The 13,940-nt window shown below is 34.8% G+C and carries 9 protein-coding genes; 5 read left to right on the forward strand and 4 right to left on the reverse strand.

What is annotated here, in order from left to right; translation table 11 throughout:
• The first annotated feature begins 42 nt into the window (after positions 1-42).
• From ABZP37_RS03975 to ABZP37_RS03990, 4 genes are all read left to right on the forward strand, one after another.
• Positions 43-1,392 (forward strand): tetratricopeptide repeat protein, encoded by a 1,350-nt coding sequence (locus ABZP37_RS03975; protein WP_366185805.1) that lies wholly within the window; start codon positions 43-45, stop codon positions 1,390-1,392.
• Complete coding sequence (locus ABZP37_RS03980; protein ID WP_366185806.1) at positions 1,392-2,195, forward strand: DUF4292 domain-containing protein; 804 nt, start codon at positions 1,392-1,394, stop codon at positions 2,193-2,195. Before ABZP37_RS03975 ends, ABZP37_RS03980 begins: the two co-directional genes overlap by 1 nt.
• Positions 2,196-2,256: 61 nt before the next feature.
• Positions 2,257-3,561: a peptidoglycan DD-metalloendopeptidase family protein gene (locus ABZP37_RS03985; protein WP_366185808.1), complete on the forward strand. Its 1,305-nt coding sequence runs from the start codon at positions 2,257-2,259 to the stop codon at positions 3,559-3,561.
• Between the two features lie 303 nt (positions 3,562-3,864).
• Positions 3,865-5,070, forward strand: a complete 1,206-nt coding sequence (locus ABZP37_RS03990; RefSeq protein ID WP_366185810.1) for a DUF559 domain-containing protein — start codon at positions 3,865-3,867, stop codon at positions 5,068-5,070.
• 174 nt (positions 5,071-5,244) lie between these two features.
• On the opposite strand, the gene mfd is transcribed toward ABZP37_RS03990, so the two are convergent.
• Genes mfd through ABZP37_RS04005 form a run of 3 tightly spaced genes read right to left on the reverse strand, consistent with a single transcriptional unit; the run spans position 5,245 to position 10,397 of the window.
• Positions 5,245-8,613 carry a transcription-repair coupling factor gene (gene mfd, locus ABZP37_RS03995; protein ID WP_366185812.1) on the reverse strand — a complete coding sequence of 1,123 codons (3,369 nt, stop codon included), beginning with the start codon at positions 8,611-8,613 and terminating at the stop codon, positions 5,245-5,247.
• Positions 8,606-9,196 carry a hypothetical protein gene (locus ABZP37_RS04000; protein ID WP_366185813.1) on the reverse strand — a complete coding sequence of 197 codons (591 nt, stop codon included), beginning with the start codon at positions 9,194-9,196 and terminating at the stop codon, positions 8,606-8,608. The genes mfd and ABZP37_RS04000 overlap by 8 nt, the downstream gene beginning before the upstream one ends.
• Positions 9,197-9,254: 58 nt before the next feature.
• The gene (locus ABZP37_RS04005) at positions 9,255-10,397 is read right to left on the reverse strand and encodes a geranylgeranyl reductase family protein (RefSeq protein WP_366185815.1); all 1,143 of its coding nucleotides are present in this window, start codon (positions 10,395-10,397) and stop codon (positions 9,255-9,257) included.
• Positions 10,398-10,604: 207 nt separating this feature from the next.
• On the opposite strand from ABZP37_RS04005, the gene ABZP37_RS04010 reads away from it, so the two are divergent.
• Positions 10,605-12,422: a right-handed parallel beta-helix repeat-containing protein gene (locus ABZP37_RS04010; RefSeq protein WP_366185816.1), complete on the forward strand. Its 1,818-nt coding sequence runs from the start codon at positions 10,605-10,607 to the stop codon at positions 12,420-12,422.
• Positions 12,423-12,565: 143 nt separating this feature from the next.
• Here the strand turns inward: ABZP37_RS04010 and ABZP37_RS04015 are convergent, their stop codons facing one another.
• Positions 12,566-13,822 carry a BamA/TamA family outer membrane protein gene (locus tag ABZP37_RS04015; protein ID WP_366185817.1) on the reverse strand — a complete coding sequence of 419 codons (1,257 nt, stop codon included), beginning with the start codon at positions 13,820-13,822 and terminating at the stop codon, positions 12,566-12,568.
• Between the last annotated feature and the right edge of the window lie 118 nt (positions 13,823-13,940).

The raw sequence follows: 13,940 nt of genomic DNA on the forward strand, positions 1-13,940 counted from the left end.
CTTTCTGAACTTAGTTTTTCATTTTATAAATGTCTTCCTGCAATGAAGCGACAATCGGTTTTAGTATTCTTGTTTTTTGTTTTGCTATGCAATTCTAATGCTGTATTGGCACAAACAGAAATGGATTATAAACCAACGGATAAAGATAAATTTCAAGATTATTTTTTTGAAGCGTTAAAGCAAAAAGGTATTGAAAACTATGACAAAGCTATTGTTTCCTTAGAGAAATGTTTGAAAATCGAACCAGAAAATGCGACTGTTCATTTTGAATTAGGTAAAAATTATTTGGCGCAAAAAAAATATAAGAACGCCATTAATGCTTTCGAAAAAGCGACTCAAATTGACTCAACGAACAAATGGTTTTGGGTAGGGATTTATGATGTCAATTATGAAACCAAGGATTATCTAGGAGCTATTACAACGATTAATAAGCTCATTACTTTTGACCCCAAATTCAAGGAAGATCTATCGTCTTTATATATGAATACTGCTCAGTTTGACAAAGCTTTGGAGTTGATTAATGAACTGAATGAAACCGTAGGGAAGTCAGACCGTCGCGAATCGTATAAAATCCAAATTTTATCGCAAGGCAAATACCAAAATGCAGAGATTATAAATCTTATTGAACAAATCAAGAAAAACCCCAAAGAGGAAGCCAATTATATTTCATTAATTTACTTGTATTCTAAAAACAATGAAATTGAGAAAGTACTTGAAACTGCCCGCCAATTGGAAAAAGAAATCCCTAGTTCTGAGTGGGCTCAGGTGAGTTTGTTCAAATATCATTTGGAAAACAAAGATGGAGGTAAGGCGGTAAAGGCTATGAGTACTGTTTTGGAGAGTAGCAAAGTGGATTCAAAAATCAAACACCGAGTTCTCAATGAATTTTTAATTTTTGTGAACACTAATCCACAATATGCTGATGCATTAGAGAAAGCCATTGGGTATTTTGACAATGATCCAGAGGTGGACGTATCAAAAGAAGTGGGGAAGTTTTATCATGCTAAGAAAGATTGGATGGAAGCCATCAAATATTATGAGCTTTCGAATAGTAAAACGGATAAAGTAGATATCGAAAACAATTTACTTCTACTTCAAGCCTACACTGATGGCAAACAATTTAAAGCCGTTTTAGAAAAAGCATTAAACTTATTAGATTTTTTCCCTAATCAGCCTCAGTTTTACTATTTTTCAGGTTTAGCATACAATCAACTAGGACAATTTAAAAAAGCCAAAGAAATGCTTGAAATGGGTATGGATTTTGTAATAGAAGACAAGGCTTTAGAAATCAATTTTAATATTCAACTAGGAGAAGCCTACAACGGATTAGGGGATGTAACCAAAAAAGAGTTTCATTTTTCTAAAGCCAATCAATTAATAAAAAACAAATAATGCATAAAAAATTAGTAGTAAGAAGAATTCTATTTATGTTTTTTCTAGCAAGCGCTTTAGTAATGGTGTCGTGCAAATCAAAAAAAGCATTGATACAAAGCACCAGTACATCACCCGTTGATGAACTTAAAGTGAATGATATTATAGCCAAACATTACAGCGTAAAAACTGATTTTTCGACGATTTATATCAAATCCAATGTGCGATTTGATAACAGAAATCAAACTCAAAATGTAACAGCCGAAATTCGAATCAAAAAAGACGAACAAATATTAGTCAGTATTCGTTTTTTAGGAATCACCATGGCCAAAGCATCCATTACACCAACCAAAGTAAGTTATTATGAAAAAATAAAAGGAACTTATTTTGAAGGAGATTTCAGTGGTTTAAGTCAATGGTTGGGAACCGATTTAGATTATAATAAAGTGCAAAATATGTTGTTAGGAGAAGCTTTGGATAACCTTAGAAAAGGTAAATACAAACAAACTCTTGAAGAACTTTCCTATCGTTTAGAAGACAAAGCCAATAATACCACGCAGAAAGCGTTTTATATAGATGCAACTAATTTCAAAGTTTCAAAGCAAGAAGTAATACAAACAGATAAAGCCAGAAAAATAGAAATTGAATACGGAAATTACAGTAATTTCGAGAAGAACATTTTGCCAATGCAAGTGCATATTGATGCTTTACAAGAAAAAGGAAAAACTGAAATAGACTTGGAATATACTGATGTAAACTTCAATGATGAACTTTCTTTTCCATATAGTGTTCCAAATGGTTACAAAAGAGTTATAATTAATTAAATTTGCACAAAAATATATTTTTAAGATGCCAAAGTTTTTTCTAAGCCTAGTATTTATTTGTATGACTTCAATCCTTTGGAGCCAATCCTCTCAACAAGAAAAATTAGAGCAACGTAAAGCTCAAATCCAGAGGGAAATAAGGGATAATGAGAACATGTTGAAATCCGTTAAGTCAAAGGAAAAATCAGCTATGACAGTTTTTTTAATTCAAAAGAATAAAATAAAGCTGAAAGAAAATCTGATTAGTACTACTGAGAAACAGACCAAATTATTGGCTAATGACATGTATTTGAATCAATTGAAGCTTAATAAGCTAAACAAAGAGCTTTTAGTCTTGAAAGATGATTATGCTAAGAAAATTGTACAATCCTATAAAAGTCGTTCAGAGCAAAGCCGTGCAATGTTTATTTTGTCTTCAGAAAATTTTTTACAAGCCTTCAAAAGAGCGCAATACCTGAAGCAATACACCAATTTCAGAAAAGAGCAAGGGGAAGAGATTAAAGGAAAATCATTGGAACTTATTGCTATTAACAAGAAGTTAAATGAGCAAAAAGTCGCTAAACAAAAATTATTGACCGAAAATGTAAAAGACCGTTTATCACTTGTAAAAGAAAAAGTAGAACAAGAGAAACTGGTAAACGAAATCAAGAAAGATAAAAACAGAATCGTATCGGATATTCGAAAAAAACAAAGCGAATCCAAAAATATTGACCGTCAAATCGACCGTTTAATTCGTGAAGCCATTGCGGAAGCTAATAGAAAAGCCGCAGCCGAAAAAGCTAGAGCATTAGCGGAAGCCAAAGCAGCCGCAGCCGCAGAAGCCGCATCAAAAGTGCCAAAATCATCCAAAAAAGTTGTTGTAGCCCCTGTGGTGGTAGAAGAGGAACCAGTCGCTAGAACACCAGTATCTTCGTCTCGAATTGAGTTAACACCTGAATCGAAATTAATAGCCGATAGTTTCAGAGCCAATAGAGGTAAGCTACCTTGGCCAGTTGAAAAAGGATTTGTTTCCTTAGGATATGGAGATCAAGCACATCCAATTTACAATACCCTAGTGATTCACAACAGTGGTGTCGAAATCACAACCGAAGACGGAGCAAATGCCAGAGCTGTATTTGGTGGTGAAGTAGCGAGTGTAATGATATTGTCCCCTGTGAATAAAGCAGTAATGATACAACATGGAGATTATTTTACAGTGTATCAAAACCTAAGTTCAGTTTCAGTAAACAAAGGAGATAAAGTAAGTATTAAACAAAGTTTAGGTCGTGTAAGAACCAGTGGTGAAACCGGCAAAACAGTGATTAAATTCTTGCTTTTACAAAACACAACCTACGCTAATCCGCAAGGATGGTTGTCAAACATGTAAATTAAAACAAAATAAAGCATAAAAAGAGCTTTCGAGACAATTTGTTTCGGGAGCTTTTTTGTTTTCTTAAATTAGTAATTTGGGCGTTTTAACGGGCTGTCCGCAATATCTTTTGCTTTTGAAAAAAAAAGCAAAAGGATGCCTCCCGAGACTTCGGGACTATTCCTAACGTAAAAAATGGATAACGTAAAGTTTGTTTTTGAATTTTAACGTTTGAAATTGTCTTTTGATTTTTGCATTTGACCTTTGACTTTTGAATCTGATTTTTGAATATCTTTAAGTATTCATTAAATCTAGGGCTACATGAACGTATATCAAAACTTCAAATTCGACAGTGATACTTTAGAAGTTATCCAGAATATGGCAAAAAGTTTAAAGCTAATTTTAACCTTTGGAAATAATCCAGAAGGTAATGTCTGTTTTGCTCAAAATAAAGATGTTCGGCCCGAATACAAAGAAATTGTATTGCAAGTAGAAATTTTAGATTATTGCAATGCGATTTATCAATCATCAAAATTCAGGGATAGTAAAACCGATTTTATAAAAGTAGATTTATCACAATTCCCATTACCCGAAAACAATAATAATTTTTGGAAACTAGTAAGTTTTGGAGCAAAGCTGCGACAGTTGCATTCAAAAGAATATATACCACCAGAACAAATCACCACACAATTCCCAGTAGCTGGAAACAACAAAGTTGTAAATCCAAAGTATAGAAATTCCCCTCCCCAGGAGGGGTGCCCAGAGGGCGGGGTGGAAGGCGAACTGGAAATTTCAGAAAACTTACATCCTATGAAAGAAGTAAAACCCCCATATTTTATCATCAAAAACCACAAAATTCCGCACAACACCATCACAAGATTACCCTATAACCCAAGGTTGAAATCTAGAGTAAAAGAACTTCGTTATGCCGAAAACTTACCCGAAGTATTGTTTTGGATGCAAGTCCATAAAAATCATTTCTATAAAATAGATTTTGATAGGCAGAAGATTATAGGGAATTACATTGTCGATTTCTATGTCAAAAAACTCGGATTAGTAGTCGAAATTGATGGTTCCAGCCATGACGGTAAAGAACAGTATGACGCTCAAAGAGATGCGTATTTGAAATCCTTAGGATTAAAAGTATTGCATATACCAGCAATTGAAGTTTTGCAAATGATGGCCAAGGTAATGACAGATGTCGAAGATTTTATTATTGAGAATTATGGGGAAAGGTACACGAACCGAGACCCACCCCACCCGCCGCGGCGGGCACCTCCGGAGGAGGGGAATAGCCGCAGATTAATTTACGGAAAGGTATATATTAATGAAACCCAATATTTTGACAATGTCCCAGCATTGGCTTGGAATTTTACTTTTGGAAATGAGCAACCCGCTCAAAAATGGCTTCAAGACCGCAAAGACAATGAATTATCATTAATCAATATTTTAGAATATCAAAAATTGATTTTTGTGCTGATCGAAACGGGTAGAATTATTGAGGAAATAGAAGTGATTATGTGCTGATTTAAACAAAATATACACAAATAAGGCTCAAAGTTCACTTAGTTATTTAAAAAATCTTTGCGAATCTCTGTGAAATAATTCAACCACAAACCACACAAAACAGTTGATTTTTTAAAATTGCTTTTTGCAATTTGACTTTTGATCTTGCAATTTGAGATTTACTTTTTGAAATCCTTATTTCCCTCCCAACATTTCCATCAATTCTAATGCGTTTCGGGTTGTTTTGGCATTATCAAAAGTCAATAGCAAGCGTAAACCGGCAGCAGTTTGTTTCTCTTTCATTTTACAAATGCTAGTGTTTTTTTGCACAAACTGAAGTATATCTCTAAAACGGTTGGTTTGGTAAAAATTGGACTGTTGGTCGGAAACAAAATAGCAAATCATCTTCCCTTTTTTCATAACCAATTTCTCAATTCCAATTCTGCTGGCAATCCATTTGATGCGAATGCTGTTCATCAATGCATTAGCTCTTGGTGGCATAGGGCCAAAACGGTCTGTCAGTTTGTTTTGAAAAACCATCAACTCTTCTTCGTTTTTTACCGCAGCCAAATCATTGTAAAGGCTAAAACGTTCCGAAACGTTATTGATGTATTCATCTGAAAACAACAACTCAAAATCAGTATCAATTTGGATGTCTTTGACGTATTCTTTGGTTTCAATATCGTTTTCTTCGGGATAAAGGTCTTTGAATTCGTTTTCCTTCAATTCGTCAATCGCTTCGTTTAGGATTTTTTGGTAAGTATCAAATCCAATTTCGTTAATGAAACCACTTTGTTCACCCCCTAACAAGTCTCCTGCGCCCCGAATTTCTAAATCCTTCATCGCAATATTAAATCCGCTTCCTAGTTCGTTAAATTGCTCCAAAGCTTGAATTCGTTTACGCGCATCATCGGTCATTGCAGAATAAGGAGGACAGATGAAGTAGCAGAAAGCTTTTTTATTACTTCGACCCACGCGACCGCGCATTTGGTGCAAGTCTGAGAGTCCAAAATTGTTGGCGTTGTTGATAAAGATGGTATTCGCATTCGGAACATCCAGTCCGCTTTCGATAATCGTTGTGGCCACTAGAACGTCAAATTCGCCATTCATAAAAGCCAACATTAATTCCTCGAGTTTCTTTCCGTCAAGTTGTCCGTGACCAATTCCAACTTTGGCATTGGGAACCAAGCGCTGAATCATACCAGCAATTTCCTTAATGTTTTCAATTCGGTTATTGATGAAGAAAACCTGTCCGTTGCGCTGAATTTCATACGAAATCGCATCTCGAATTATTTCTTCGCTAAAACCTACGACATTAGTTTCAATAGGGTACCGATTGGGTGGAGGTGTTGTAATTACCGATAAATCTCTCGCCGCCATCAACGAGAATTGTAGGGTTCTCGGGATTGGAGTTGCCGTCAATGTCAAGGTATCGATATTGGCAGCAATGGTTTTGAGTTTGTCTTTTACATTCACTCCAAATTTTTGCTCTTCATCCACAATCAATAATCCTAAATCCTTGAAAACAACGTTTTTATTAACTAACTGATGCGTTCCGATTACGATATCGAGTTTTCCTTCAGCTAGTTGTTTTAGGGTTTCTGCTTTTTGTTTGGCTGTTCTAAAACGGTTCAAATAGCCCACGCTAACTGGCATATCCTTCAATCGTTCGGTAAAAGTGCGGTAATGTTGGTAAGCCAAAATAGTAGTCGGAACCAAAATAGCGACTTGTTTGCTATTGTCCACCGCTTTGAAGGCGGCACGAATCGCAACTTCGGTTTTTCCAAAACCTACGTCACCACAAACCAATCGGTCCATTGGGCGGTCGCTTTCCATGTCGGCTTTGACTTCTTGGGTCGATTTGTATTGGTCTGGAGTATCCTCGTAAATAAACGAACTTTCCAACTCATTTTGCAAATAGCTGTCTGGAGCAAAAGCAAAGCCTTTGTCTAAACGTCTTTTGGCGTATAACTGAATCAAATTGAAGGCTACATGCTTGACTCTGGCTTTGGTTTTTTGTTTCAAAACCTTCCAAGCATTCGAACCTAATTTATAAATTTTAGGTGGCGTTCCGTCTTTTCCAGCGTATTTTGAAATTTTGTGTAGCGAGTGAATGCTTACATACACGATATCATTATCGGCATAAACGAGCTTGATGGCTTCTTGTGTTTTGCCTTCGACTTGTATTTTTTGTAAACCTCCAAATTTTCCAATTCCGTGGTCAATGTGCGTCACATAATCCCCAACAGATAAGGCCGTAAGCTCTTTTAAAGTAATATTTTGCTTTTTCGAATACCCACTTTTGAGGTTAAATTTGTGGTAACGCTCAAAAATTTGATGGTCGGTATAACAAGCAATTTGGTTTTCGGTATCAATAAATCCTTGGTACAAGGGTAGTACTATGGTATTGTATTGTTTTCGAATATTCTCAGAATTGGTTTCATCCAATGTCTCAAAAATATCATGAAAACGTTTTGCCTGATTGTCATTCGAACAAAACAAATAATTGGTCAAGCCATTAAAATGATTTTCGCTCAAATTATTCAACAACAAATCAAATTGTTTGTTGAAAGAAGGCTGTGGCTGAATGTGAAATTCGAATTTTTCCGTCGCTTTAAAAATCGGTTTTGCTGCCAATTCGACAATCGAAAAATCCAAAGCTCGTTTGATAAATTCCTTTTGATTCAAGAACAATTGCTCTGGAGTCGAACGCTTAATTTCTTTATTTAATTTCTCGAAAGCTTCTTCGGCTTTGGCAAACTGTTTGTCAAGTTGTGATAAAAAACCATCGGTATTTTGAAGAATCAAAACCGTTCTTTCGGAAATATAATCCAAGAAAGATTCTCGGTTTTCTTGAAAAACCTTATTTTCCACATTGGGAATAATCGTGATTTTATTTTTCTTTTCTATCGAAAGTTGAGTCGCAACATCAAATGTACGCATGCTATCGACTTCGTTTCCAAAAAATTCGATGCGGTACGGATTATCATTCGAAAATGAAAAAACATCTACAATTCCACCACGAACCGAAAATTCTCCGGGTTCTGTAATAAAATCAACTCTTTTGAATTCATATTCGAATAAAACTTCATTGATAAAATCAATCGAAATTTTGTCGCCGACATTCACCTTCAAAGTGTTTTTGTCTAAATCTTGACGGGTTACCACTTTTTCGAACAAAGCCTCTGGATAACTGACGATAATGGCGGGTTTCTTGCGCGAGTTGATGCGGTTAAGCACTTCTGCACGTAACAAAACATTGGCATTGTCGGTTTCGTCTACTTGGTAAGGTCTGCGGTAAGATGCGGGATAAAACAAAACATCGGGTTCGCTCACCATTTGTTCCAAATCATTCAAGTAATAAGCGGCTTCTTCTTTATTGTCTAAAATTAATAAAAAAGGAAGCTCTGTTTTTTTGAATAATGACTGAATGGTAAAAGAAATCGAAGAACCTAGCAACCCTTTTAGGTGCATTTTTAGTTCCTTTTTTTCTTGTAAAAGTTTGGCAATTTGCACCGTTTTGGGCAAATTATCATAAGATTTATATAGTGCTGATTTACTCAATTGTAATTACGTTTGTAGTAGGAATGGCTCTGGTACTGTCTAACATTCGTTTAAGATCGGCTTCGCCTTCTTCAGTAGGAATTTTACTTTTTTCGACTGTTTTATCCATTTCACGTTGAAGAGTTGCCAATTCGCGGTTAATTTCACCAATTAAAAGAATGACTTTTTCACTAGGAATTCTGTCCAAATGAATGAACAAATCCATCATGCGAACTTTGGTAATTACCACGGCTATGCGGCTTTTAATCTGAGGTTTGTCAAATTTTAGTGGAATATTGTTGTTCAAATTCATCGCTGCTTTTGAAATAGCCTTCGATTTTTGCTGAAAAGCACCAATGGTTTTTTTAGGTTTTTTGGACAATTCGGCTAAAAAAAGGCGCAATTCATTCCAAGTTTTGACAGTTTCCTCTGTTGTTTCATTGATAGGAGTGTCATAAAACACCCAACTTTTTTCAATGTCAGAAAAGATAATTTCTTTCTTGGCTGCTTCCTTTTTATTTTCGGCTATTCTTTGTTGATTATCGTCTTTGCAAGAAAATAATAAGACAACAGAACAAAATAAACAAGTCAGAATATTTTTCATAATAGGTTTAAAAAGAACCACAAAGTTACAAACTAAATTTAAGTTTAAGGATGAATGGTTAAAAGATTGCCTCTTTAATTTTACGACTTATGGTTGCTTTATAGTCAGTTGGATAGGTTCTTTCGCCCATAAAAAGATCAGTCATGGCTTCGGCTACTTTTTGACCATATTTTTTCAGAACAATATCTCTAAATGTTTTTTGATGGTAAAAATGGTAAGATAACTTAGCCCCAGTTCTAATTTCGGGTAAAATGACAGCTTCTAATTTTGCAGTATATAAGGCTGCCGCTTTTTCAGGATCTAATTTTGCTTCCACGATTGCTTCGGCAGCATGAATACCACTCAAAATAGCATTCGATATTCCTTCAGCAACTAATGGGTCAGCTAAACCTGCAGCATCACCGGTTAAAAAGACATTTTTTTGTACAAAAACATCCGTCCTTGGAGTTACTGGAATGACAAAACCATGTGCTGCTTCACTAAGGATTTCAGTGATTCCTAAGGTTTTTAAATAAGTAGCATAATGTTCCTTAAGGTTGATTTTTTTTGTCGTTTTGGTAAAAATCCCAACACCTATAGAAAGGTGATTTTTTTTAGGAAAACACCAGCCATAACCGTACGGAATAGCATCAATATCAAAACGTACATTTTGTGACAAACGTTCAAAATCGGCAGCGGGAACTTCAACTTCATATTCTAATGCAGGAATAATAGTTCTAGTTTCTTTCCAACCAGCTATTTTTGCAATCGGACTCAAGGCGCCGTCTGCTGCAATTATAAATTTGGCTTGAATATCTCCTTCTGAGGTATGTAATATTTGATTTTCACCAAAAGTGATGTCCAGAACTTTATGATTTTGTAGTAAGGTAACTCCGTTTTCTTTTGCTTTTTCGACAATTAAATTATCAAAAGCATCACGCATGACCATTGTAATAATAGGTTGGTCTCTGGTGGTAGTAAGATGTGGGTGTTTTTTAGAAAAATAAGTATCGATCGAATGAAATTCTTTCTCTACAACAGACGAAATATCAAAAGGCATGTTTTTTCGACCACGAAAGACAAAGCCTCCTCCACAGGTTTTATACCTTGGTAAAGTTTCTTTTTCAATAATAACAGTCGAAATTCCAGATTTTGACAATTCAAATGCAGCCGAAGCGCCTGCAGGACCACTGCCAATAATGGCTACATCAAATGATTTCATTCTTTATTTTTTTTCCAAAACTAATCCAATCAACTAACTAATCAAAATTTATATTTCGAATAAAAACATAAGGATTCTATTAAATAATGATAAAAAATGGGTTTTAATGCATTATTTGGGATGTTTAGAGACAACAGATAAACTTAGAGATACATAATTCAGTATTGTTATAACTATTTTTACAAACACAAACCTAGATTATAATGTATGAAGAAGATAGTATTGAAAGTGATGTTTTGTTTATGTGCCATTTGGAGTACAAATGCTCAAGTTATTAATGTTTCTGATTATGGAATTAAACCAGGCAAAGACGTTAGTTTAGAAGTAAATCAATTAATAAAATCGTTAGAAGGAAAGAAAAATGTAACCTTGTTTTTCCCAAAAGGTCAATATGAATTTTATCCTGAGAATGCCGTTGCGCAATATCGTGCTGTGGCTAATCATGATAATAGCTTGAAAACCATGGCTTTTCCGTTATTTAATGTCGAAAATTTCACTTTAGATGGTAATGGATCTACGTTTATGTTTCATGGGAAAATTTGTCCTATTATTGTTGATGGAGCAAAAAACACCACTTTAAAAAACTTTACTATTGATTGGGAAACTCCTTTCATTCATGAATTAAAAGTAACAGAAAGTGATCCTAAAACTAATACGTTTACTGCTCAAATAACTCCTGAAAAATATGGATTTGAAGTAAAAAATAACCAAATATTTTTCAATCATTATGATTGGGAAGATGTGGTAGGTCAGAATATTGCTTTCGACCCAAAAACCAAAGCACCTATTTGGGATACTCGAAATTATGCTCTGAAAAATAGCGGGGCTGGTGTCAAAATTTCCAAGATGGACAAAACTACTGCTAAGTTTACCAACTGTACAAAAGTGACGCCTCCAGTAGGAACCGTTATTGCGGTTTATGGTAGCAGTCCTGGAGGAAATCGTTTTGCTCAGGCGATTCATATGGCCAATTCTAAAGATAGTTTTATTGAAAATGTGACGATTTATGCGGCAGGTGGAATGGCATTAATCGCTGAAAGATGCGAAAATATAAGTTTAGATAAATTGGTGGTAACTTCAAGAAAAGACAGAGTTGCGGCAACAAGAGCCGATGCAACGCATTTCTTAGGTTGCAAAGGATTGATAAAAATGGAAAACTGTTTGCTAGAACACATGCTGGATGATGGTATAAATGTGCATGGCGCCTACGTTAATGTGAACGAATACCGTGGAGCAAATACTTTTTTATGTGAAATTAGTCATGTGCAACAATGGGGATTAACGTTTGCAGAAGCGGGCGATAAGGTCATGATTACCTCTAGAGAAACCGTATTGCCACTTTACGAAACGACAGTAAAAGAAGTGAAAATTTTAAACGACAGACGCTTTTTGATCACGCTAGAAAAAGTTCCTAATGTAATGCCTTCTGGGCCTCTTTCGTTAGAAAATATTACTTGGAATCCTGATGTAATTATGAGAAACAATACTGTAAGAGAGAATCGTGCTCGCGCAGCATTGATTACCACCAAAGGGAAGGTGTTGATAGAAAATAATTATTTTTCATCTCAAATGCACGGAATATTAATCGAAGGAGATAATAAATCTTGGTATGAGTCGGGTGGTGTACGAGATATTACTATTAACAACAATGTATTTGAAAACATTGGCTATGGCGATGGTGAAGGGTATCCGTTGTTTGCTGCTCCTATGTTGACCGAAGACCAACATTTGGGTGATGAGAAATACCACCAGAATATTCGTTTTACCAATAATACTATCAAAAGTTATAATGGTTTGTTGGTTTCTGCAACCTCTGTAAAAGGCTTGGTAATCGAAGGAAATACAGTTGAATTGAGTAAAAGCTATCCCGTAGGTTCTAAACTACCTGCAATAGCATTGGATTACTGTGAAGATGTTACTATTGGTAAAAACACTTTTAAAGGTTTTAATTGGCCAATGACCATCAAAAAATCTAGTAATTCTACGAATGTAAAAGTCAGTTCTAATAAAGGAATAAAGGATTAAAGGAATAATTAGTTTGTGTTAGTTTGTGAACATAGGCTGTCCTTCATTGGGCGGCCTTTGTTGTTTTTTACTACCAACCAAAATGAATGTTTTTGTTTCAAAATGGGTAGTTTTAATTGGAACGAGAAGAATTTGTAAGTGAACTAAAAAGTTTCCCCAGTATTGACATAAAAACTTTTTGAATGACGTCCCACTCCATACGAAGCTACGACATTAGTTTTAGTGACCTTATCAATCAAAAGACGTAAACCAACACCAATGGCAGGTTGAATATATTCTAAAACATGAATATTTCTATCCCTGTTGCTAGTGGATGTGAAATTGGTAAAAACCGTTCCGCTCAACAATTGATTGCAGCTAATAGGAAAACGATATTCTGTTTCAAAATAACATAAATTTTGTCCTCGAAATAATCCTTGTGTGTATCCTCTTCCTGATCTACTATCCTGATCCCCACCAATTGCGGGTAAATTTAAATAAGGCAAATTTCCTTTAGTCAAAAACTGACCATAACTCCAAAATGCTAAAACATGTTGCTTGTTTGTTTTACTTAATGGAATATAATATTTAAGTTCTGTAAATAAGACTGCACTTAGAGATCCATTTTTTCCAACTCCCGAATTAGTTCTGTAATTGACATTTGCAAACAAGCCATGATTAGGATTGACTAAGTTATCTCGTGAATCGTATATCAAATTCGCACTTATCCCTTTTATAAAATATTTGTTAGTGTTAAAACGATGTGCAATATTATACTCTTGGTGATAGGTGAGTTTATTATTGTCAATTTCTAGAGGTTGATCCTTAATGTTCATGTATCCATCAAGATGAATTCCACCTCCTAGAAATAAATTATCGGTAACTAAAACCGATGCGGTTTGATAAAATTTGACGTAGTCATATTTCATTGGTTGTGCAATTGATTCAATCGAAAAATTAGTTTCCCCTGATGGAATAATATCGGATCCTAAACCATAATTATCTTGTGAGAATTTATAATAACGCCAATCACCCCACAAATAAAGTTTGTTATGATTCAGTAATAAGTTGCTTTTTGCATCTATCAATATCTGTTTTTTAGTGGTGTAAGTTGCCATTAAAAAAGCCGAGGAATATTTATCCGTTGGCCGTTTGCCTTTGAAGGTGTATTGCGTTATTGCACCATAGATCAATCCATTGGCAGGTTGTACAAAGAGCACGGGTAAAACCAATAAAAAACTATTCTTTAACGGCTTTGCAACAGCTAAGGAGTCTTTCTTTTTAAAAAGTTCAGGAAAAGATTTTATAGGACAAGAATTGGCAATGTCATTTTCAATTTGTGCAAAAGATAATTGACAAAACAACAACAGGAAAGACCTTGCTAAAAACACTAACAATCCATTGTTACTGATATTCCTCATTTAGAATCCATTTCTTTTTATAAAGGAACAACTTTTAATAAAGGAAATAACTTTTTTTATTTTTTATTTCTGTTTTATAAAATTTCAAACGTCTTTAAATAGTTGATTGCGAAGGAAT

The organism is Flavobacterium ovatum, from assembly GCF_040703125.1.
Classification (GTDB): Bacteria; Bacteroidota; Bacteroidia; order Flavobacteriales; family Flavobacteriaceae; genus Flavobacterium; species Flavobacterium ovatum.

Bases quoted from the DNA above. Each gene is read 5' to 3' on its own strand.
- ABZP37_RS03975 (WP_366185805.1), top strand. From the start codon at position 43: ATGAAGCGACAATCGGTTTTAGTATTCTTGTTTTTTGTTTTGCTATGC.
- ABZP37_RS03980 (WP_366185806.1), top strand. From the start codon at position 1,392: ATGCATAAAAAATTAGTAGTAAGAAGAATTCTATTTATGTTTTTTCTA.
- ABZP37_RS03985 (WP_366185808.1), top strand. From the start codon at position 2,257: ATGACTTCAATCCTTTGGAGCCAATCCTCTCAACAAGAAAAATTAGAG.
- ABZP37_RS03990 (WP_366185810.1), top strand. From the start codon at position 3,865: ATGAACGTATATCAAAACTTCAAATTCGACAGTGATACTTTAGAAGTT.
- ABZP37_RS04000 (WP_366185813.1), bottom strand. From the start codon at position 9,196: ATGAAAAATATTCTGACTTGTTTATTTTGTTCTGTTGTCTTATTATTT.
- ABZP37_RS04005 (WP_366185815.1), bottom strand. From the start codon at position 10,397: ATGAAATCATTTGATGTAGCCATTATTGGCAGTGGTCCTGCAGGCGCT.
- ABZP37_RS04010 (WP_366185816.1), top strand. From the start codon at position 10,605: ATGAAGAAGATAGTATTGAAAGTGATGTTTTGTTTATGTGCCATTTGG.
- ABZP37_RS04015 (WP_366185817.1), bottom strand. From the start codon at position 13,822: ATGAGGAATATCAGTAACAATGGATTGTTAGTGTTTTTAGCAAGGTCT.